19 protein-coding genes and 1 pseudogene are annotated in these 22399 nt (G+C 55.0%); 3 read left to right on the forward strand and 17 right to left on the reverse strand.

Annotated elements, in window-relative coordinates; translation table 11 throughout:
* Window positions 1-197: 197 nt before the first annotated feature.
* The 4 genes from GW590_RS06620 to GW590_RS06635 are packed head-to-tail and all read right to left on the reverse strand — an operon-like array spanning window position 198 to window position 5316.
* A complete protein-coding gene (locus tag GW590_RS06620) occupies window positions 198-1844 on the reverse strand; it encodes a dipeptide ABC transporter ATP-binding protein (protein ID WP_169402241.1) in 1647 nt (548 codons plus the stop codon).
* A complete protein-coding gene (locus GW590_RS06625; protein WP_169402242.1) occupies window positions 1841-2680 on the reverse strand; it encodes an ABC transporter permease in 840 nt (279 codons plus the stop codon). Before GW590_RS06625 ends, GW590_RS06620 begins: the two co-directional genes overlap by 4 nt.
* Window positions 2677-3663 (reverse strand): ABC transporter permease, encoded by a 987-nt coding sequence (locus GW590_RS06630; protein WP_169402243.1) that lies wholly within the window; start codon window positions 3661-3663, stop codon window positions 2677-2679. Before GW590_RS06630 ends, GW590_RS06625 begins: the two co-directional genes overlap by 4 nt.
* Before the next feature lie 36 nt (window positions 3664-3699).
* The gene (locus tag GW590_RS06635; protein WP_169402244.1) at window positions 3700-5316 is read right to left on the reverse strand and encodes an ABC transporter substrate-binding protein; all 1617 of its coding nucleotides are present in this window, start codon (window positions 5314-5316) and stop codon (window positions 3700-3702) included.
* A 344-nt stretch (window positions 5317-5660) separates the two neighbouring features.
* On the opposite strand from GW590_RS06635, the gene GW590_RS06640 reads away from it, so the two are divergent.
* On the forward strand, window positions 5661-7289 hold the full coding sequence (locus GW590_RS06640; protein WP_408014913.1) for a dipeptide ABC transporter ATP-binding protein: 1629 nt from the start codon (window positions 5661-5663) through the stop codon (window positions 7287-7289).
* Here GW590_RS06640 and GW590_RS06645 read toward each other — a convergent pair.
* The 7 genes and pseudogenes from GW590_RS06645 to GW590_RS06675 form a co-directional block, all read right to left on the reverse strand.
* Complete coding sequence (locus tag GW590_RS06645) at window positions 7286-8131, reverse strand: sulfurtransferase (protein ID WP_169402245.1); 846 nt, start codon at window positions 8129-8131, stop codon at window positions 7286-7288. The genes GW590_RS06640 and GW590_RS06645 overlap by 4 nt on opposite strands.
* 12 nt (window positions 8132-8143) lie before the next feature.
* The gene (locus tag GW590_RS06650; RefSeq protein WP_169402246.1) at window positions 8144-9154 is read right to left on the reverse strand and encodes an ornithine cyclodeaminase; all 1011 of its coding nucleotides are present in this window, start codon (window positions 9152-9154) and stop codon (window positions 8144-8146) included.
* A 1-nt stretch (window position 9155) separates the two neighbouring features.
* A pseudogene (locus GW590_RS06655) lies at window positions 9156-10153 on the reverse strand (1-aminocyclopropane-1-carboxylate deaminase/D-cysteine desulfhydrase).
* A 62-nt stretch (window positions 10154-10215) separates the two neighbouring features.
* A complete protein-coding gene (locus tag GW590_RS06660) occupies window positions 10216-11595 on the reverse strand; it encodes a M20/M25/M40 family metallo-hydrolase (protein WP_169402247.1) in 1380 nt (459 codons plus the stop codon).
* Window positions 11592-12506 carry an ABC transporter permease gene (locus tag GW590_RS06665; RefSeq protein ID WP_169402248.1) on the reverse strand — a complete coding sequence of 305 codons (915 nt, stop codon included), beginning with the start codon at window positions 12504-12506 and terminating at the stop codon, window positions 11592-11594. Before GW590_RS06665 ends, GW590_RS06660 begins: the two co-directional genes overlap by 4 nt.
* A gap of 1 nt (window position 12507) precedes the next feature.
* Window positions 12508-13353 (reverse strand): ABC transporter permease, encoded by an 846-nt coding sequence (locus tag GW590_RS06670; RefSeq protein WP_169402249.1) that lies wholly within the window; start codon window positions 13351-13353, stop codon window positions 12508-12510.
* The gene (locus tag GW590_RS06675) at window positions 13350-14843 is read right to left on the reverse strand and encodes an ABC transporter substrate-binding protein (RefSeq protein WP_169402250.1); all 1494 of its coding nucleotides are present in this window, start codon (window positions 14841-14843) and stop codon (window positions 13350-13352) included. The genes GW590_RS06670 and GW590_RS06675 overlap by 4 nt, the downstream gene beginning before the upstream one ends.
* Before the next feature lie 189 nt (window positions 14844-15032).
* On the opposite strand from GW590_RS06675, the gene GW590_RS06680 reads away from it, so the two are divergent.
* Window positions 15033-15689 carry a GntR family transcriptional regulator gene (locus tag GW590_RS06680; protein WP_169402251.1) on the forward strand — a complete coding sequence of 219 codons (657 nt, stop codon included), beginning with the start codon at window positions 15033-15035 and terminating at the stop codon, window positions 15687-15689.
* A gap of 67 nt (window positions 15690-15756) precedes the next feature.
* Here GW590_RS06680 and GW590_RS06685 read toward each other — a convergent pair whose 3' ends face one another.
* From GW590_RS06685 to GW590_RS06710, 6 genes are all read right to left on the reverse strand, one after another.
* Window positions 15757-17100, reverse strand: coding sequence for an LLM class flavin-dependent oxidoreductase (locus GW590_RS06685; protein WP_169402252.1), 1344 nt, complete (start codon window positions 17098-17100; stop codon window positions 15757-15759).
* 28 nt (window positions 17101-17128) lie between these two features.
* Window positions 17129-17695, reverse strand: a complete 567-nt coding sequence (locus GW590_RS06690) for a GNAT family N-acetyltransferase (protein ID WP_169402253.1) — start codon at window positions 17693-17695, stop codon at window positions 17129-17131.
* A 10-nt stretch (window positions 17696-17705) separates the two neighbouring features.
* The gene (locus GW590_RS06695; protein WP_169402254.1) at window positions 17706-18704 is read right to left on the reverse strand and encodes an LLM class flavin-dependent oxidoreductase; all 999 of its coding nucleotides are present in this window, start codon (window positions 18702-18704) and stop codon (window positions 17706-17708) included.
* 368 nt (window positions 18705-19072) lie between these two features.
* Window positions 19073-19756, reverse strand: coding sequence for an O-methyltransferase (locus tag GW590_RS06700; RefSeq protein WP_169402255.1), 684 nt, complete (start codon window positions 19754-19756; stop codon window positions 19073-19075).
* Window positions 19757-19958: 202 nt separating this feature from the next.
* Window positions 19959-20189: a non-oxidative hydroxyarylic acid decarboxylases subunit D gene (locus GW590_RS06705; protein WP_169402256.1), complete on the reverse strand. Its 231-nt coding sequence runs from the start codon at window positions 20187-20189 to the stop codon at window positions 19959-19961.
* Window positions 20190-20198: 9 nt separating this feature from the next.
* Window positions 20199-21626, reverse strand: a complete 1428-nt coding sequence (locus tag GW590_RS06710; protein ID WP_169402257.1) for a non-oxidative hydroxyarylic acid decarboxylases subunit C — start codon at window positions 21624-21626, stop codon at window positions 20199-20201.
* Window positions 21627-21844: 218 nt separating this feature from the next.
* Between GW590_RS06710 and GW590_RS06715 the strand changes: the two genes are divergently transcribed.
* Window positions 21845-22264 carry a MarR family winged helix-turn-helix transcriptional regulator gene (locus GW590_RS06715; protein ID WP_169402258.1) on the forward strand — a complete coding sequence of 140 codons (420 nt, stop codon included), beginning with the start codon at window positions 21845-21847 and terminating at the stop codon, window positions 22262-22264.
* Window positions 22265-22399: the final 135 nt, after the last annotated feature.

The following is a 22399-nucleotide window of genomic DNA, read 5'->3' on the forward strand; positions in this document are numbered from 1 at the left end:
AATCAACAGTGATCTTGAGGAGAGTTGTAGAAACCGTAATTCTTAAAATTATTTAAATACATAAAAAGCACTATCTGCACCAGAGATCAAGCACCAAGGTCTAACAACTTGATTTACATTTGAATTGGCAAATAAATAGCGCATTTTATGTTGGCAACGGTGCCGGTTAGTGGGCGATGACAGGCAGGCGCACGACCTTACCGCCGCGCTAGATGCTGTTGCTGAACAGCCATTAACGGCAACGCCTGGATCAACTGCCGGGTCCAGGCATGGGCCGGGCGATGGAAAACATCATCCACCTCGCCGTGCTCTACCACACTGCCATCTTTCATCACTACTACCCGATCCGCCAGATGATGCACGACCCCTAAATCGTGGGAGATAAACAGCAGCGCCGTGCGGTGTTCCGCCTGCATTTCCGCCAGTAAATCCAGCACCTGCGCCTGAATGGAAACATCGAGGGCGCTAACTGGCTCATCGGCAACCAGCAACGCCGGGTTAGGGGCAAAAGCGCGAGCAATGGCTATGCGCTGGCGCTGCCCGCCGGATAAGTCACGGGGATAGCGCTGCAGAAAAGCCGCACCCAACTGCACTTCCTCAAGTAACTGACGGATGCGTTTTTTGCGCTCATCGCCAAAAATGCCCACGCTGTCCAGACTTTCGCCGATGATTTTCTCGACGTTGTAACGCGGGTCAAAGGAGCTAAGGGGATCCTGGGCAATTAACTGAATCCCCCGGCGCTGCAGCCGACGTCGGGATTCCGGTTGCTGGCTCCAGCGCTGCCCCTGAATGGTAATAGTGCCGGAATGGGGTTCGGTCAGTCCGAGCACCATGCGCGCCACTGTGGTTTTGCCTGAACCAGATTCACCGACAACCCCCAGAGTTTCACCGGCGCAGAGTGTAAAACTGACGTGGTTGACTACCCTTTTATCGGCATAGTCTTTACACAGATTACTGGCTTCCAGCACAGGTACAGACCGCGAGATATTTTTTGCCGGTAGCGGTGTGCCGCGTTGGCCGGACAGCTTCAACCCGCGAGTCGCCGGGCTGGGTACCGCTGCCAGCAGTTGCTGGCTATAAGGATGTTCCGGGGCGTGCAGCAGTTTTTCTGCCGTGCCTTCTTCCACCACTTTGCCCTGATGCATCACCAGAATACGATCCGCCAGTTGGCCGACTACCGCCAAATCATGACTGATCAGCAGCAGGCTTTCACCCCGATCCCGCCGCTGTTGCAGCAAATCGAGGATCTGTTTTTGCACTGTCATATCCAGCGCCGTCGTCGGTTCATCGGCGATCAGCAGCGTCGGATTGGCCGCCAGGGCCGTAGCGATCAGCACCCGCTGGCGTAGCCCGCCGGAGAGCTGATGCGGGTAGGCAGTCAGCCGCTTTTCCGCATCGGCAATGCCAACGGATTTAAGCAGCGCCAGGGTGCGATTTTTTACGCTCTGTCGATCAGGCAAAGCTGCCTGCGCCGCGAAATTGGCGGTTAGCGCATCATGCAGCTGTTGCCCGACCTGCCGCAAGGGATCGAGGGAGACCAGCGCATCCTGCAATACATAGCCAATCTGACTACCGCGAATTTTGCGCCAGCGGCCCTGGTTGGCGGCGAGCATATCCTCGCCGTCAATCATAAAACGGTCGGCGGTGATACGCGCTTTTGCATCCTGCAACCCCAGCAGGCAGCGCGCCGTTACCGTTTTGCCCGAGCCAGATTCGCCGACCAATGCAATAGATTCACCACGTCTGAGCTGCAGATTAAGGCCGCTGACCGCAGTTTTTTCGCCATCCGCAGCAGGGAAATGGATCGACAGGTTACGAATATCAATAAAAAGTGCGTTGCTCATGGCTGTTTTCCTTCAAAGGTCGCCTGCCAGTAACGGCCAAGGGTATTGACCGCCACCACCGTCAGCGTGATGGCAATACCCGGCCAGACGCCAATCCACCAGGCGTTACGCAGATAATTGCGGCCTTCGGCCAGCATCAGCCCCCATTCCGCGGTCGGCGGCTGCGGTCCCATACCGAGAAAACTTAACCCGGCGGTACCAATAATCGCCGTACCCAGTCCAAGGGTGGCCAGTATCGGAACCTGGGCAATGGCATGAGGAAGCACGTGGCGCCACACCAAAATGTGGCGTTTAAGGCCGAAAGTGCGTGCCTGTTCGACATAACCCGAGGACATCACTACAAAAGTTTGTGCTCTGACCACGCGGGTAAAACGCGGCACAGAAGCCACGCCAAGGGCAAAAATCAGATTGATGGTGCCAGGGCCGGTAAAGGCAATCAGCATCAGGGCCAGCAGCAGATCGGGGAAGGCCGAGACCACATCGACGGCGCGGCCGATTAACTCATCCAGCGGACCTTTAAACAGACCGGCAAGCAAGCCGAGCAAACTACCAAGGCTGACCGCCACGGTCATTGCGGCCAGACTGATCAACAAGGAGTAACGGCTACCATAAATAATTCGCGTCAACACATCACGACCCAGCTGATCGGTGCCCAGCCAGTGGGCCGCACAGGGCGCTAACTGCGCATTAATCGGGTCAGCACTGAGCGGATCATAGGGGGTCAGCCAAGTGGGGAAAATCACCGCCAGCATCAACAGCAACAGAAAAACCACTGCCAGCGAGTATCCCAGGGAAAAGCGGCGTTGCCAGCCAACGGCGGCAAGGAGATAACTCATGCGTTTTCCTCCGCAGAGTTATCGCGCAGACGCGGGTCGATAAACAGATAGAGAATATCAACCAGCGTACTCAGTACCACATACACCAGCGCGGAGAAAATGGCGACCGCCAGCACCACCGGCAGATCTTTGCCCAGCACCGCATCAACGGTGATTTTACCCAGGCCGGGACGGCCAAATACCTGCTCGGTGATCACCGCGCCGCTAAGCAGGCCACCGATCAGCCAGCCGGTCAGGGTAATGGCCGGCAGGGCGGCATGGCGCAGCGCATGACGCAAACGGATAGTGGTATTGCCCAGACCCCAGGCGCGTAGGGTCAGTACAAAAGGCTGATCGAGGGCATCTTCCAGACCCCGGCGCAGCACTTGCGCCACCACTGCACCTTGAGAGATGCCGAGAGACAACGCCGGAAGCACCAGCGAAGAAAAACTGCGATCCCCGGCCACCGGAAACCAGCGCAGGGTAAAGCTGAAGACAAACAGCAGCACAATCCCCAGCCAGAACGACGGCGTTGAAGCCAGCACCAGTTCAACGGAACCGGCGATGCGCTGACCCCAGCGGCGATGGGCGGTGCTGACTGCCATCACTACGGCAAAAATCAGGCTGATTGCCAGCGCCAGTCCGGTCAGTTTCAGCGTCGGCCACAGTTGTGACAAAACCAGCGTGCTGACGTCGCTATTAAGCAGATAAGAACGCCCAAAATCACCGTGCAACAGCCGCCATAAATAGTGCAGATACTGTAAATATAACGGTTGATCCAGCCCCCATTCGGCACGAATAGCCGCTTCAATGGCCGCGGTATGTACCTGTTCCCCCATCAGTAAACTGACAATATCCCCCGGTGCCAGATAGACGCTGATAAAAGACAGCGTGACCGCTGCCCAAAGGACCAGCACACCGCTTAACAGCCTTCGGGTGACCTGCCATCGCCATAACGATTTCGTTTTGGGCCGCCGTGGCGCAGCCAATGTGTCAACCGACATGATATTGTCCCTCGCGGTAAGTAGATGGTGGCTGAATTAATGTTTGCTCAACCAGACGTCATAGGCATTCTCAGGCATCTGTTTAAAGGGTCTAAAACCGACGCCGCGCACATAACTCGCCGCGGCAATCTGGTCTTCCGGCTCATACAACGGGATCGCCAGCGCCTGCTGCCATACTGCAAAGTTCTGCAACTGGCTGTAGAAGGTTTTACGTTCGGCATTATCCTGCGTCTGCGCCGCCCCTTGCAGCAATGGCAGGATTTCCGGCGCATCGGTGCGACTGTAGTTAATGGCACCTCCGGCGTTGATGGGCAGGTAATGGTTTTCGATATCAATGCCGTCGGTATCGGTATTGGAGTTGGCGATCGAGCCAAACTTGCCGTTGTTTCTCACTTCACTATAGGTGCCTGAATCGACATAACGGATCTTCAACTCTATCCCCAGGCGCTGCCGGGCCTGGGCCTGTAGCGCCTGCAACAGTACATCGCGCTGATCGCGCACCGTGGCCTGCGCCTGAATAATTTCGATGCTTAGCGGCTGACCGTCTTTGCTGCGGATACCGTCGGCACCTTTGTTTTTCCAGCCCGCCTCATCCAGTAACTGATTGGCCAGCGTCGGATTATTGCCATATTTGCCACTCAGGCTCGGGTCATACAGCGGATCAACCGGTGAGGTGATCCCCCAGACGCGGGTCCGTTCGCCTCGATAAATAGATTGCAGGATTGGTGAGATATCCAGCCCCTGCAACAGCGCCTGACGGACTTTCAGCTCCTGCGTCGGGCCATATTTTACGTTGAGGAATAGCGAGTAGGGGGTGCCGGGATTAAGGGCGTGCTGATAGGTAAAATCAGCATTGTTTTTGAATTCGCCAGCGTCATTGCCGGAAATGCCTTCGATCACATCCACCTGGCCGGAAAGCAGTGCGCCGCTGCGCACCGAGGACTCTGGCAGGAAGCGATAGGTCAGGCTCTCGAGATAGGCAGGGCCCTGATGCCCGGCGTTGGCGGATGCCCAGTGATAATCCGGGTTGCGGATATATTCAATCTGCTGGCCTTTCTCATAGCGTTTGAGGATAAAGGGGCCGGTGCCGGCGATATCTGTCCCGCCGGCTTTAAGCTGCGGCGAACTCCAGGAAGAGGGCGAAATCAGCTTGAGACCCGCGGCAAAAGAGAGAAACGGGCTATACACCTGTTTCAGTTTAATGCGCAGGGTATGCTCATCGGGGGTATCGATACTGTCAATCCGGCCGGCCAGTGCGCAGATGCTGGAACCGGCACAATAAGCGGGATCCTGAGCGTGACGAAAGTTCTCTGCCACCGCGTGGGCATTAAAGGGTTCGCCATTGGAGAACTTCACATCATTGCGCAGGGTAAAGGTGTAGGTTTTGCCATCTGCCGACAGGGAGTAACCGCTGGCCAGCCAGGGGATATAAGCCCCATCCGCCTTGCGGGCCAACAGGGATTCATAGGCAACACGCAGGATAAGCTCCGCTTTTGACTGCCCGTTTAACTGTGGGTTAAGCGTATTGGGCTCGGTTTCTACCCCCCAGGTGAGGCTGCCCCCGGATTGTGGTTGTTCGGCGGCGTACAACGATTGTCCTGACGACAGGACTAACAAGGCTAACGCTGAGAGAGCAGTGACGGCAACTTTCATAATTTTCCCATTAAGGTAAGAGCAAATAAATCAATAAGAAGGGTGTTGTATGCTGGTGACATATTGGGAATTATTATTAATGGCTGGTTGCTGCGATGTAAAATCACAATAATTGCTTACCTGTGAAAATAAATGACTTACGGCAATCTGCTGGTTATGTATTTAGACCAAAGCGCATAATGGCATGGCGATGTAACGCCTGTTTTTACCCTGTGAGAAAGAGTTTTCTGCAGTAAAATCGATATAAAATATAAGAAATTCAGCTAGCTCAGCCCGCTGTTGGGCTTGTTATTGAAGAATATAGGATATATTCTCGATGCTTGATTGTTAACCAGGGCTTTGCCGTGAACCTATCTACCGCGCTTCTCGATATCCAGGATCTGTCAATCCATACCGCTTCAGGGATGCCGCTGGTAAATCGCATCTCCTTTCAGGTTAAACGCCGGGAAATCGTGGCACTGGTGGGGGAATCAGGTTCCGGCAAAACCCTGAGCTCGCTGTCGCTGATGGGGCTATTGCCGCCGGGGGTGAATATGACCCAGGGGGCTATCTGGCTGGATAACCAACAGATTGCCGCCCCGGCAATGCCCTTTGATACTTCTGTGCGCGGGCAAAAGTTGGCGATGATTTTCCAGGAGCCGATGACCAGCATGAATCCGGTGCTAAAAGTCGGCGAGCAAATAGCCGAAGTCCTGGTCCGCCACCGGCAACTAAGCTGGAAACAGGCACAGCGCGCAGCCATTGCCTTACTGGATCGTGTCGGCATCATTAACCCAGAGCAACGAGCGAAACAGTTTATTCATCAGCTTTCCGGCGGTATGCGTCAGCGAGTAATGATAGCCAGCGCCATCAGCTGTAAGCCGTTGTTACTGATTGCCGATGAACCGACTACTGCGCTGGATGTCACCATTCAGGCGCAAATCCTCTCTCTGTTGCAGGAGTTGCAGCAAGAGATGGATATGGGCATTTTGCTGATCACCCATGATTTAAGCGTGGTGGCGCGCTACGCCGACCGCGCTTATGTCATGCATCAGGGAAGCCTGATTGAGCAGGGGGAAGTTCAGTCGCTGCTGACCACACCGCAGCAAGCCTACACCCGTAAATTGATTGCCGCCTCGCAGCCCACAGTACGCAGCGAAGTGACCGCCAGCCGCCGTAATACGCCGCTGATCCGCCTGCGCGAATTGACTAAAAGCTATGCGCAAGGACGTAGTTTGCCTTTTTTTCCTGCCCAGCGGCAAAGGGTGCTGTTCCCGACCACGCTGGATATTTACCCTGGTGAAATCCTCGGTTTAATCGGTGAGTCCGGTTCTGGAAAAACCACCCTCGGGCGCGCGATTATTGGCCTGATTGACCCCGACAGCGGTGATATCGAATTTGATGGCATCTCTCTGACGCAGGCCAGTCAAGCAACAAAGAAAAAAATGCTGCGTCGGGCGCAAATCATCTTTCAGGATCCTTATGCCAGCCTCAATCCAAAAATCACCGTGGGTGAGCAGATTGCCGAGCCGCTGCGGGTATATAAACTGCGCCAGCCGGGACAAATTCAGGCAAGGGTCGAAGAGTTACTGACCCAGGTCGGGCTGGAAGCGCATCACGCCCGGCGTCTTCCAGGCGCATTTTCCGGCGGACAGCGTCAACGGGTGGCTATTGCCCGCGCGCTGGCCCTCGAACCGGAGTTGCTGGTGGCTGATGAAGCTGTTTCGGCACTGGATTTGTCGGTGCGTGGACAAATACTGGCCTTATTGGATCAACTGCGCAAACAGCTGGGCTTGACCGTACTGTTTATCAGTCACGATCTGGCAGCGGTAAAACAAGTCTGCGATCGCGTGGTGGTCCTTTATCACGGCAAGGTGGTGGAAAGCGGCATCACCGGCAGCGTGCTGGTGACACCGCAGCACCCTTATACGCAGCAATTATTGGCCGCCGCGCCGGATATTACTCAGGCGTTGCAACTGCGTAGCGCCAGCTAGCCGCCGGTTAATAGTGGCAATGTCTGCTGCTCGGCCCATTCGTGCCAGGAGCCGACATAAATCGCCAACTGATCATATCCCGCCAGTTGCAGAGCGGCATATACCGTGGCGGCGCGGGCACCGCGATGGCAATAAATAATCAGCCGTCGATCGGCCATTATTCCGGCCTGTTCGGCGCGACGGCGAATTTCATCACCGGCAAGAAATGCCCCGTTGACCACCACATCTTCCCAAAAAAGCAGCACCGCGCCGGGGATACGCCCGGCGCGATGGCAACAGGGATGGGCAAATTCACCGCTGAATTCGCTTGGCCGACGGGCATCGATGATCTGCGCCCCCGAAGTCTCAGCGGTAAGCACTTCAGCGCGCGTGGCGCTTAGGCTGCGCTGGATCCTTTGTGCGGGTAATGTGCTGTCAGGCTGACTGGCGCTGATCTCGGCGTGGTCACCGCTGCCGGGTGCCAGCTCTCCACCGGCCAGTTTCCAGGCATCCAGGCCGCCATCGAGAATTAAACTCGGTGTTAACCCGGCAAATTGCGCAAACCAGGCACCGCGCGGCGAGCGCATACCAACCTGTTGCTCAAAAAACACTGGCATGACGCTGTCACTTATCCCCAGCCGTTGCCAGGCGCGATAGAAAGCATTAGCCATGCTGTTAATACCGGCTTCATTACTATCGGGAATAAAATAATCATAAACATTAAGATGAACTGCACCGGGCAGGGTTTCCTCCTGCCATTGGGCAAGTTCGCGCACATCAATCAGGGCAAATTGTTCGCCGTTTTTGCGGCGCTGCAACAGATCGGCAGCGCGGATAATTGGCACAGTGTCAGGCAGTGACATAGGGTGATTTACTCACTTTTTCGCGGGTGAAACATAATGTTCGGCGGGAAATAGCGGCAAAAGCGTGCCAACTCCCCGCTCGGTCGCCAGTTGCAACATGCGAGACGCCAGGGCGATATCAAATACGTTAAGACCAAAAGAGGAAAAATAGACACTGTCCTCGCGGTCAGGCCGCCAGCCGTCGATCAGCAGGTTACCGACATCTGCATCTACTTGCTGCGCGGAAAACTGCCCGGCGCGATACATCTGAAACAGGCTTTTGGCGCTGCTCTCGCAGAAATCTCCCCACAAATCCACCGTCACCCGACTGGCGCGGTTGATCGCTGCAAAGCTGACTTCGTGATAACCCACCTGAATAACCAGTCTGCCGGGACGCATCGCCTCGAGGTCCAGCAAAGGCTCGCTGGCGCTGGTACAGGTAATCAACGCCTCACTCTGTCCGTCGAGGGCATCTGCCAGCCGATCAATCTTTACAAGCGGCCAGGGAAAATCGGTGGTCGTAACCGGCAAAGCGCCGGGATTGCGATACCACCAGTTCACTTGTTGCAGATCGGGAAACAACTGCCGCAGCATCTCGAGATGGGCCATCGCCTGCACACCGGCCCCCAGTAGCAGCACCTGTCGCACTCTGCGCGGTGCGGCGTAGCGCAGAGCCAGCGCCGTAACTGCCGCCGTACGCGTGGACGTCAACGTCCGGCTTTCCACCAGCCCAAGGGGCAGGCCATTATCTGCCCGGTTGATCAGCGTCAGCGCCATCGCCTGTGGCAAGCCGTCTTGCGTCTGTGGGCGATGAGCCGTCCATTTAACCCCGGCGGCATTAAAGCGTCCGCCGACGCGCGCGGGCAGCGCATAGGCTTTTCCGTCTGCCGCACCAAGGGTGACATGCGTTTCCGCCGGCATCTCGCTCTGCTGCTGACGCATCAGACGGATCACCTCGCAGACGTCATCCAGTGCAGCCTGTGCGTCGTCACCTCCGAGGGATAACACATCCTGTTCGCTGAGATAACGGAAACCTTCTCTCATCTCAGTGCTCCAGCAGCGTTTGTGCGAAGGGATACAGCGCTGGTGAGCCACCGCAGTGTACGAAAATCACTCGCGATGCGACCTTGATTTTGCCTTGCTGTACCAGGCTGATTAAGCCGTGCATGGCCTTCCCGGTATACACCGGATCCAATAGCAGACCTTCCTCCTGGCAACGCGGTAAATGGCGTCGATGCCTCCGGCGGACGGTACACCGTAAGAGCTGCCGACATACTGGTCTTCGATCCAGATATCCTCGGGTTGCCAGCTTTGCGGCCACGCAAGGAGATTTGCGCAGTCCTGGGCCATGGCGGCAATGCGCGTCTGGAACCATTCACTTTTGGCGCTGACGCTGATGCCGACAATCTTGCAGTCAGGCCAGTAACGTCGCGCGCCGACATACAGCCCGGCGAGGGTACCGCCAGAACCGGTCGGTGCCACTATCACCTCCGGCGGTGGTTGATGGCGTTGTTTAAGCTGGGCATCCATTTCTTCAATGGCGCGCACATAGCCCAGTGCGCCCAATGGCGTCGCGCCGCCCAACGGGATAATCAGCGCTTTTTCGCCACGGGCCTGCGCAGCGGCGGCGTGGGCATCCATCGCCCCTTCAATCTGGGTGAAATAGCCATCAGGGTCGAGAAACTCCAACTCAGCGCCAAAAAGTTTGTCGAGCAACAGATTACCCTGATAAACCTCTGGCTGATGGCCTCTAAGCACCAGCACCGGTTTCATACCAAACTTCCGCGCTGCGGCGGCCACCATCCGCGCATGATTGGACTGGTGGCCACCGGTGGTGATCACTACCTTGACCTGCTGGCGGCAGGCATCGGCCATCAGATATTCCAGCTTGCGCACTTTATTGCCACCGCCGCCGAAGCCGGTGTAGTCATCGCGCTTGATATTCAGACTGATACCCAGCGACGCACTTAATGACGGTAAAGGCTCTAGCGGCGTTGGGAAAAAGCCCAGTGGAACGCGTTCAAAATCATCGGTTTGTTTCATAGTAAATATCCTGCTGATTATTTTAAAAACCTTGCCGGGGTTGATGTGTGACCAGACGGCAATCAGTTTGCTGCGGCCAGCGCCGTTTCGTCGCTGAACAAGCGGATCCAGTCGACAATGGAGTGTTGAAAGCGCATCAACCCGTGCAGGGTGACAAATTCATTGATGCCGTGGGCATTGCCACCATGACCCAGGCCGCCAATCAGAAAGGCCGGTGCGATGGCAGCAAAGGCATAGGCTGGGGCGCAGCCGGGGGCCCACGGCCAGATCTGCGGCCTGGCCTGCTGTTGCCGATAGCTGGCGAGCAGCGCCTCGACGCCAGCGCTTTGCCGTGAGAAGCGGTGACCGGGATAGCTGTCGTCCAGCAGCAGATTGACGCCCGCAAATTGTGGCTGGGCCAGCGTCTGGCGGATATCCGCCAGAATAGCTTCACCATCGATGCCCGGCGGTACCCGCAGAGCAAACTCGGCGCTGGCGCTGTGGGGGATCACCCCTAGTGCCTCCAGTGGATCGCTGCGAATAGCCGAAATATTGACGACTGCACCATTGATCAGTTGTTGCAGGCAACTGAGGGTATCGCCGCTTACCGCCAATTGTTCACTGCGGCGAAAGCACAGTTCCTGTTCAATACTGAACTGCGCTGCCAGGGTGGTCAGCAGACTATTGGCTGCTTGATCAATCGGTTGTCGGGCAATCACGCCGCTTTCTTTTGCCGGGGCAATAGCATACAGCGCATCCACCAGTCGCCAGACCGGGTTGGCTATCCAGTTGGCATTACTGGCATGAATGGCCGCAGCAGGTCCGCCCCAGTGGCCGCCGTTGACCTGCAGTCGACCGCCGCTTAGCCCGCTAAAACCGAGATAAACCCGCGGCTCGCCGCCGCCGTATTCACAGAGCGAAGGGAAGAATACCGCCTCGGCGGGCGCGATCGGTGAGGGCACCTGCGCCAGATAGCGGCGTAACTGTCCGCTGCCGGTCTCTTCTTCGCCTTCAAGAATAATCTCCAGATTGACATTAAGCTGATCGCTGGCACACAGCGATTTAACCGCCATCAGCATCCCCGCCAGCGGGCCTTTATTGTTCTCGGCACCGCGGGCGATATACACCGCACCGACATCTGGCCATACGCCAACGCCACCGGTAAATGGTGGCAACTGCCAGCCATTCTCCTCGGCAGGCATCACGTCGTACATGTTATAGAGCACTAGCGTTTTGGCGGCCTGGCGGTCGATACGCATATGCACTAGTGGTGGCGCGTCCTGGTGGTATTGCTGGTCTACGGGCAATACCGACACCCCGGCAAGGTGGTGGCGGATCCACTCTTCAAGCCAGCGGGCCAGTGCACGTTGCTGGTCAATCTGCCCGGCCACGCTGACAAACGGGGTGATTGCCGACAGCAGGTCGAGAGTGGGTTGCAACTCGTCGGGAACCAATACAGTCACAGACGTATCCTCGGGTTAAGCACGACATACAGCAGGTCGATAATCAGGTTGATAGCGACAAACACCAGCGCGGCGAGCAGCACTATGGCTTGTACCAACGGAAAATCGCGATTTTGGATCGCCTGTACGGCAAGACGGCCAATTCCCGGCCAGGCAAAAATAATTTCAGTCACCAGCGCGCCACCGAGCAGCGACGCAAAGTACATGCCCTGCACGGTGATGACCGGGATCAGCGCATTACGTAAACCATGGCGTACCAGGATCCGCCAGCGGCTTAGCCCTTTGGCGCGCGCGGTGCGGATATAATCCTGTTGCAAAACTTCGATAAGGCTGGCACGGATCAGGCGGGCGATGGCGCTCATATAATAGGCACCGAGGCTGATGGCGGGCATCACCAGTTGACTGGCACTGCCATAGCCGCTGGATGGTAGCCAGCGAAAATCGAGGCTAAAAATAATAATCAGCAGTAAACCGAGCCAGAACACCGGCACCGCCTGACCGCTGAATGCCAGCAGTCGTGCCAGCAGATCCCAGAGGCTGTTTTGATAAAGGGCGCTGATAATTCCAAGCAATAAACCGGCCAGCGTGCTCCAGCCGAGAGCGGTGATGGCGAGTAACAGCGTGGCGGGAACCCGTTGTGCAATCAGCCCGATTACCGGCTGGCTGTAGCGCAGCGACTCGCCGAGATCGCCGTGCAGCACCCGGTTCAGGTAATGCCCGTATTGCCAGATCAGCGAGCGGTCAAAACCCATGCTGTGGCGAAAGTTGGCGATTTCTTGCTGGCTGGAACCAGGCGGCATCATGATTGCTGCCGGATCGCCGGTCAGATGCAAGCTGTAAAATATCAGCAGTGAGACGCCAAACATCACCAGTACCGATTGCCCCAACCGCTGTAACAGATAACTCAGCATATCAGTCGAGCCTCGTATGGGTTTTTCGCAGCAGGCTATCTCCGAGCAGGTTGCAGCCAACCATCAGCGCGGCGATCGCCAGCCCGGGATAGAGCACCAGCCACTGTGCCAGCAGCATATAGGAACGCCCCTCGCCAATCAGATTACCAAGGGTCGGTGTCGGGGGCTGAATACCCATACCGAGAAAACCTATCGAGGCTTCGAGCACCATTAGCCGCGGAATATCCAGTGTCAGCAGCACCAGAAGGGGGGTCATCAGGTTCGGTAAAACGTGACGCAGCAAAATACGCGGCGTGGAAAATCCCATGGCTTTCACCGCTTCGATATATTCCAGCTCGCGGATCTCCAGGGTTTTGGCGCGCGCCACGCGGGCGTAGATTGCCCAACTGGTCACGCCCATGATCAAAATGATATTGCTGAGCGTGGCGCCAAATAACGCCATAACCAGTAAAATCAGCAAAATAAAGGGCACAGCCAGTTGGATATCCATTAAACGCATAATCAGCGCATCCAGCCAGCCGCCGAGATACCCGGCGATCATGCCGAGTAGCGAGCCGATGGCGGCGGCAATCACCGCTGCCAGCAGCACCACCATCAGCGATAGCCTTGTCCCCGACAAAATACGGGATAGCAGATCACGGCCTAATTGGTCGGTGCCCAGCCAGTGCCTGCCGCCAGGCGGTAAAAATGCCGCCGCCAGATCGTTATGCAGCGGATCCGGCAACGGCAACCAAGGGGCCAGAAGCGCCGGAATAATCACCATCAGCAGTAACAGTCCGCCGAGAATGCCGTCGCCATAAAAGCGACGACGGGGTTTTCTTCGCAGCGCCGATAACGGCGCAATCATTTCAGCCTCAGATCAAACAGCGGAATACGGGAATCTGCACGGCCGGTAAAGGTGAGGTTGTCGGCGCTGGCATAGAGTGCGTCCTCCTTATACAACGGGATCAACGGTTGCTGCTGTACCACCAGATCCTGCACCTGCTGCAAAATTTTCTCCCGTTTCGCTGGATCTACCGTGACCCGGCTGCTGTTAAGCAGGGCATCCAGTTCAGGGGAATTGACCGTTGAATAAGGTTCGCCGGAGTGCAGGATGGGGTAAAGTGCGGCGTCGGCATCCAGCGTCTGGGTTGAGCCCCACGCCAGCATATATATCGGTGCCTGTTTCTGCGCCGCGACCTGCTGGGTATAGACCGACCATTCCGGGACTTCAAGCTGGGCTTTTACCCCAATAGCTGCCAGATCCTGGACAATGGCCTGCGCCACGTCAGCGCTGGCGATATAGCGGCGGGGAGCCTGGAAACGCAGGGTAAAACCTTGGGCATAGCCGGCAGCGGCCAGCAGCGCTTTGGCTTTGGCGATATCCTGGATTGCGGCCGGGATTGGCTGGTAGCCAAAATCTTTCGGACCGGCCATGGTGCCGGTAGGCGTGCCGAAGCCATGCAACAGATCTCGGGTATAGGCATTGCGATTAAGGGCTAATGACAGTGCCTGACGCACGCGAACATCATCTAACGGTTTTTGATCGTTGCGCAAACCGAGATAAATGGTCAGCCCGCCGTTTTTAACCTGCTCAAGATGAATGCCTGGCTTATTTTTTAGCGCTGGCACCAAATCTGCCGGTACACCATCAACCAGTTGCACTTCGCCAGTCAGTAAGGCGGTGATGCGTGCGGTGGCTTCCGGTATTGGCCGCCAGGTGACGGTATCGATTGCGGGCTTGCCACGCCAGTAATGGCTATTGGCCTGCATCACCACTTTTTCATCGGGTATAAAGGTTTGCAAGGTATAGGCACCTGAACCGACAGGTTTGCGGGCAAATTCCGCCGCCCCGACTTTAGTGACGTAAGCCGGCGGCACAATATAGGTTGGGTAGCGACTCATGCGCGTAGGCAGCAGCGGATCGGCGCCGCTGGTGTGGATTTTAACCTGATACTCTCCGCTGACTTCCACCGATTTGATGGTACGGATATAGGAAATAGTTGGTGCATGATTGGCGGGATCGAGAATACGCTCGATAGAGAATTTCACCGCCGCCGCGTTGACCGGTTCGCCGTCGCTAAAGGTGACCCCCTGGCGCAGGGTAAATTCCCAGGTGGAATCATCCAACGCTTGCCAACGGGTTGCCAGTCCCGGTTGCAGCTGCATATTGCTGTCGCGCAATACCAGGGTATCAAACAGGTTATCCACCAGCGTGGCGGGTTCCTTGAGAAAACCGGGATCCATCGCGGTGGCGGAGGTGGTTTGCGCGATCACCAGTTCGGAAGCCAGTGCCGCCGGGGACATGATGCTTATCAACAGCGCCAGTGAAGCCAGCTTAAATGCAGGTATTCTCATCTACGGTCATTCCCAAAGTGAAGCCGCCAGCAAGCTTGACGGAATTAAAGTGAAGTCAATGCGTAACAACATGCGTTCAATCAATGTTCAATTCCACAATACATGATATATCCTATATAATGTATTTTTGGCAAGCTACAGATTAAACCGCAAAAGAAAAGCCATAATTTTGCTAAAGGAAAATGCCATATGTTTGAGATGGAAAAAGCGCAGCGAGTGAGTTTAACCATGCAGGTCGAAGCCAAACTGAAAGGGGCGTTGATTGTCGGTGGATTAAAACCGGGGGCGCGTCTGGTGACCAAAGATATTGCCGAGCAACTCGGAACCAGCGTTACGCCGGTTCGGGAAGCGTTGCTGAGACTGGTATCGGCCGGGGCGCTGGATGCCACGCCGGCACAGGCTTTTATGGTGCCGAAAATACCGCTGGCGCGTTATCAGGAAATTACCCTGATCCGCAAAAATCTCGAAGGTTTGGCCGTATCGCAAGCCTGTGAGCTGATCACCCCGCAGGGATTAGCGCAATTGCAGGCGCTCAATGCGCAGTTTATGGCGGCAAAAGGCGAAAATAATGTCGAGCAGGCGTTGCAGGCCAATCGTGCGTTTCGTTTTGCGCTGTATGATGTTGCCGCCATGCCAACGTTGACCGCGTTGATTGAGCAGCTATGGGTGCAAATTGGTCCCTGTTTTAACTACCTTTACCCGCAGTCTGCGCCAATGGCCCAGGGGCAACATAACTATGACCAGTTACTGCTGGCTCTGGCGGCTGGGGACAGCAAGCGCTGCGTCAAGTTGATTAATAAATCCATTGATGATGGTGCAGCGATCCTCGAAAAACATTATTTCTGATTGCTCGCCAAAAACAGAACAGGTGCGCCAGGCACCTGTTACTGATGGTCAGTTTTGCCTTGGCAACTCAGGCGGTCACTTTCTCCGGCTGTCTCTGCCTGGCGGCAAACTGGTTTTCCGGCTCGCGTAGCCCAAGGTTTTCCCTTAGCGTTTGACCTTCATATTCTCTGCGGTATAACCCCCGGTCTTGTAGCAGCGGGATCACCTGGTCGACAAAGTCATCAAACGCCGTTGGCGTGCCGCCGCGCACGATAAAGCCATCCGTCGCTCCTGAGGTAAACCAATATTCCAGACCATCGGCAACATCGCTGGCTGTACCCAGAAAAGTTGGTCTTGGCGTTGCCGCTTCCAGTGCCGCCTGACGCAGCGTCAGACCGCGCGCTTTGGCATTATGTTTAATTTCGTCAGTAGTGCTGCGAAAGCTGTTCTGGCCGAGATCGCCAATCTCCGGGAAGGGGGCATCCGGGTCGTGCTGGCTAAAATCGTAATGCTCAAAGTAGCGGCCCAGATAGTCCAGCGCACTTGGCAGTGTCACCAGTTCTGCCGTTTGCTGATACTGCCGTTCGGCGTCGCTAAGGCTGTCGCCAATAATCACACTGATCCCCTGGAAAACGCGGATATCCTCGGCATCACGACCGTTTGCCAGCAGCTGACGTTTGACATCCTGATAGAACTCGCGGGCCAGTTCGGGGGTTTCCTGGCGGGTATAAATGGCATCAGCGGCTTCGGCGGCAAAGGCTTTGCCCTGTTCCGAGGCTCCGGCCTGAAAGACGATTGGGCGGCCCTGCGGTGAACGGCCGACGTTAAGCGGACCCTGCACTGAAAAATATTTGCCATGATGATTGAGGGTATGCAGTTTCTCAGCGTCAAAAAACTGGCCGCTGGCCTTATTGCGCACAAAGGCATCTTCTTCCCAGGAGTCCCATAATCCTTTGACCACGCTGACATATTCACTGGCGATGCGGTAACGCTCGTCGTGCTCTGGGTGTTTATCTCGGGAGAAATTCTTGGCCGAACCTTCCAGTGGCGATGTCACCACATTCCAGCCGCCACGGCCGCCGCTAAGGTGATCGAGACTGGCAAACTGGCGGGCTACGGTAAAAGGCTCGCTGTAAGAGGTGGACAACGTGGCCACCAAACCAATTTTTTGCGTCACCAGCGATAGTGCGGAGAGTAGGGTGATCGGCTCAAAGCGGTTAAGAAAATGGGGTATGGATTTTTCGGTGATAAACAGTCCATCGGCAACAAACAAGAAATCAAATTTTCCCAGCTCGGCTTTTTGCGCCAATTGCTGGCAGAAGCGGATATTGATACTGGCATCTGCTACTGCGTCCGGATGGCGCCATGCTGACATATTGCCCGAGGCACCCTGAATAATCGCCCCCAGACGTAACTGCCTTTTCTGACTCATTTTGTGTTCCTTATTTGGTTTGGTAAGGCTATGCGGTTAAACCGGCGCGTAATTCGGCAAGTGGGCGGATAATTGGCTTATGTTCCTGGTCAGCAAAGGCTTGCCGGTCGAGGATCTTGCGTAGATACACCAGCTCAACGCCCAGCGGATTGATGGCGGTGTGAAAAGGTTGATAGCCGCGTCGCAGGTAGAGGTCGGTCAGCCACGGATGGCGGATAGCCGTCGCCAGATAAACCGCTGGCGCTTTAAGCGTGTCACGCAAAAAAGTCTCTTCAACATAGTGGATAATCTCGCGACCCAATCCCTGACCTTTCGCCTGTTCCGCGACTGCGAACCAGTGCACAAACGGCCAGGGGGCAAGATGATTTTTTGCCACTGTCCACGGGAAACGGGTGGTCAGCGTGGCGGTTAAACCACTCTCATTTTCCAGCACATAGGTGCTTTCACTGCGGATCACCTCCCGCACCTCGGCAACGCTGGCGCGGGTAATGGTAAAATGGATATCCTGCGCAACCAGCGGCGCATAGGCCTGTTGCAATAAACTGTGCAGTGCCGCCGCGTCAGATTCATTGGCAAGACGGATACGTTGGCTCATAGTATTTTCCTCACGCCAGGGCAACGCTGGAGGTGGCTAACAGTTCCAGTGAACGCAGACGCGCCCGAGGCTCGGTCAGCGGCGTATCAATCACAAACTCTTCGATGCCAAATTCTGCCTGCAACGCCTCCAACTGCTGATGGACCTGTTCGCCGGTGCCGTGCAGCACGTCAGATTGCCGCTGTTCTATCTGATGAGAAGCGGCAGTTGACTGGCGGATATAGAGCTCGGCCTGTTGCAGACTGGCGACATTAACGCTTTGGCCGTTGCTGTCGGTGACGCGATAACGCTGGCTGTTATCCACCAGACTGGCCGCTTTGGCTGGAGTTTCGGCAACGATCACCGGCACGGCAAGCAGCGCTCGTTTACCATTGCTGTCGTGGCTATAGGCAGACAGCGCACGGGAAATATCGCGCTTATCGGCATTAAGATGCGCGGCAAAGACAAAGTCCCAGCCAAGACTGGCCGCCAGGCGAGCGCTTTGCTCGCTGGCCCCTAACAGAAATCGGGAGGCGGGCTGCGGCGGTTGTGGCGTGGCCGACAGCGAATCTTCCCCTTCTCCCGTTACCGGCACCGACAGCCAGGTATCCAGTTGGCGCAACTGATCGGCAAAATCGCCCTTGCACGCCGGATCGATGGCGTATTGCAGCGCATGTGTAGCCAGAGGCAAGCCACCGGGGGCTTTGCCAATGCCCAGATCGACACGACCGGGTGCCAGCGAGGCCAGTTGATTAAAATTTTCCGCCACTTTAAACGGGCTGTAGTGTTGCAGCATCACGCCACCGGAACCGACACGCAGTCGATGAGTGTGCGCCAGTATCCAGGCGATAACGATTTCCGGGGAAGAGATCGCCAGTTTGTCGGTATTGTGATGCTCTGCCAGCCAAAAACGGTGATAGCCCCAGCGCTCGGCTTTTTTCGCCAGCTCCAGCGTTCGTTTTAGCGCCCCGGCGGCATCTTCGTATTCATCCAGTGGACTTTTTTCCAGCAAACTCAAACGGTATCCCATCCTGTTCCCTTATTTTTGCGCAGAGGTAATAACCGCGATTATTGGATAGAGAGTGAAAGGATGTAAAACAACAATAGTTGCTATAAAGTTGCGCAAAATGAGATAAGTTTTAACTGGATGTAATGGGATTGCGTGTTTTTGGGGGGGCAGGGGCTGGCAAAGTCAGGAGGGGCGACCGCGATGATCTTGATCCAGATAAGGCACGTGTTATCGAGCTTAAAGGCAATGTTTTGCAATTGATGACGAAGAAAAATTAACCTGGAGTCGAGGGGATATTTCAAGGCTAATACCTGCGATGTCGCCATATCCTTACGCGCCCGCAGTGTTAGCTCCTGCCTCTAGTGGACCGCTGGCTACCGTTAAAATACTTATTGATTTTTCACTATCGATATTGAAAACCCGTCCCATCCTTTCTCTCCGACAGTCTGAAGGGCTGTACTTTCTAAACGCGGGTCTGCCGCCATCAAACTCATAAACTCACGTACTCCTTTAACACTTAAATCTGAACTATCGCTGTCGATCACTCCACCGCCTCGGACGACATTATCCCCAATTATCAGCGTACCGGGCCGTGATAACTTTATGGCCCATTCCAGATAGCGTGGGTTATTGGGTTTATCTGCATCAATAAACACCAAATCAAATGGGCCATTTAATGTCGGCAATATATCCAGAGCGCTGCCAATATGTAGATCGATCTGCTTATCAAGCTGCGCATTACGCCAGTTCTCCCGGGCAACTTTCGCGTGGTCAGGGTTTATTTCCAATGTTGTGATAATACCCTCTGCCGGCAGTGCCTTCGCCATCCAGGCCGTGCTATAGCCACCTAATGTGCCAATTTCCAATACCCTGCTGGCTTTAGTTAATTGTACTAATAGCGCCAGGAACTTGCCTTGTACCGCTGATACGTCGTGTACTGGCAACTGTGCTTTTTTGTTGCACTGGAGAATTTGTTCAAAAGCGGTATCTTGCGGGGCAAGTAGGCGGCCAAAGTAATCATCGACAGCGGCCCATTGGTGAATATCAGGATTTGGGTAGTCAGGTATTCTCATTGGTGAAATCCTTACAGGATAGTCATGTGCAGTGAGAGCGCTCAGGACTGGGTAAGTATTCTGATCTTAATCAGCTTATACTCTCCACTGAAAAGTCGCCATTGTTGCCCTTGGCCGATGACTACAACCCTTATCTCCGCAAAAGTGTTAATTCACCCTATCTGCAAGGCCACCGTCCCTGGTAGCCTCATTTAACTACTTCTTAATCCTGAGCAAGAAGTGGCGGAATGGCAGGCACTTCCGGAGCTTCATCAATGTCCTTTTGCGTCATCCGGAAGGCTTCTGGATAGTGCTCGCGGCTGGTGCGACGCAAGGGTTCGCTATCACGCCAGGTATAGAGGCAGTGCTGACACTGGTAGACAGTCCAGACATCTTTCACCGGGGACTTGGCCATGACTTCAATATGTTCATCTGCACAACGTGGGCAAATCATCTGTTTCTCCTAATTACGGTTAGCCAATAATGCCGTCAGTTTTGCTACCCATAGCGCCGTTTCGGGCAGGTCTTTTACCGGTTGGCTATAATGGCCGCGCTTGTCAGGGGCGACCGGCGTCGTGGCGTCAATAATCAACTTGTCGGTAATACCCGCCGGGCTTGAACCCGGGTCCAGTTCCAGCACCGACATATTCGGCAGTTGTACCAGATCACCCGCCGGATTGACCTTGGAAGACAAGGCCCACATCACCTGCGGCAGGTTGAAGGGATCGACATCTTCATCCACCATAATGACCATTTTGACATAGCCTAATCCGTGAGGAGTGGTCATGGCGCGCAGACCGACAGCACGGGCAAAACCGCCATAGCGTTTTTTGGTGGAGATAATAGCCAGCAGACCATGGGTATACATGGCATTCACTGCTTGCACCTCCGGAAATTCGGCCTTGAGTTGCTGATAAAGCGGCACACAAGTGGCTGGCCCAATCAGATAATCAATTTCGGTCCAGGGCATCCCGAGATAGAGGGATTCAAAAATGGGTTTTGTACGGTAGGATACTTTGTCGATACGCACTACCGCCATATTGCGACCGCCGGAGTAGTGACCGGTAAATTCACCGAAAGGCCCCTCGATTTCGCGCTTGCGTCCCTCAATCACCCCTTCAAGGATCACTTCGGAACCCCAGGGCACATCAAAACCGGTCAAGGGCGCGGTAGCAATAGGATAGGGGCTTTCGCGCAGTGCACCGGCCATCTCATATTCGGACTGGTCATATTTGAGCGGTGTGGCACCCATTAGCGTAATAATAGGATCGTTACCCAGGGTAATGGCAATCGGTAGATCTTCACCTCGTTCCTCGGCTTTGTGCAGGTGTAGCGCAATGTCATGCATGGGCACCGGCTGTAACCCCAGCTTGCGTTTACCTTTCACCTCCATGCGATAAATACCGACGTTCTGCTTGCCGAAGTGCTGTGGGTCGGTGGGATCCCGCGATACCACACAGGCTTTATCCAGATAGAAGCCACCGTCGCCATCATTTAACCGAAACAGCGGCAGGATCTCGAACAGATTAATATCATCATTATCCAACACATTTTCTGCCCAGGCAGGGTGTTCTCGCCGTTCTGGAGCCACGGGGAAGTTATCCCAGCGGCGGATAAATTCATCTATCTGCTGTTTAACCGAGGTGTTGGCCGGCAGTCCCATGGATATGGCATGGTTCTGCCAGGAACCTATGGTATTCATAACAATATGGGCGTCAGTAAACCCTTTAACATTGGTAAAGGAAATTGCCGGTGCGCCTTCGCCAATACGGCCAGTTGCATTGGCCGCGGCGGCAATATCAGGCTCTGCCTGCACTTCTTCACTAATGTTAAGCAGTTGTCCTTGCTCTTCCAGCGTCTTGAGGAAACTGCGTAGATCATCAAAAGCCATGTTTTATCCTCCTGTTAATCATTTTGTTCGTACACGAACTGTATCAGGAGCCTAATCTCTTCGTAGCGGACAAACAAGTGACGAGATCATTATTTGTTCGTGAGCGAACAAAATAGTTTGTATGCGCAGGAGTAAAATTTTAACCTGGTAGCGTTTTACAGTATCCTTGCCGTTGGCCAGCCATGCCTTATGCCATCACCATTAACCAAGGCCATTTTATGCGCACCCATCTTGCAAGTTTACCTTTTCACCTGATGCGTCGACTGTTTCAGGAACATACAGCCCAGTGGCAGAAAACACTGCCCGAACTTACCAAGCAGCAATACTCCGTGCTTTGTGCCGTGGCCGATCGGCCTGATATTGAACAGGCAGACTTAATCGATGTGGCGATCAGCACGAAAGCCACGCTGGCCGAGATGTTGATGCGTATGGAAAAACGCGGACTGTTGGTGAGAAAACCGGGGATCCACGATCGGCGGCGAAGGTTTATTTCCCTGACTGGCGCAGGTGAAGAGGCACTAAATCGTGGCCGCCCAGCGGCAAACGAGGTGGACAGTAAATTTCTCAACCGCCTTTCGGCAGAGGAGCAGCAAATCCTGGTGCAGTTACTGCAGAAAATGGTGATGAAAAGTGAGTAATAAAAAATTGTACACATGCTGAGTTTTGCAATGCCGATGGGGTACTCTCTTCACCGACTTGCTGGCTGAGAAAGATCTATGCATTTGACCTGACAGAGAATGGCATTGAATATATTTTTGACGAATAACACCTGC

Origin of the sequence: Rouxiella aceris, assembly GCF_012933545.1 — a bacterium.
Classification (GTDB): Bacteria; Pseudomonadota; Gammaproteobacteria; order Enterobacterales; family Enterobacteriaceae; genus Rouxiella; species Rouxiella aceris.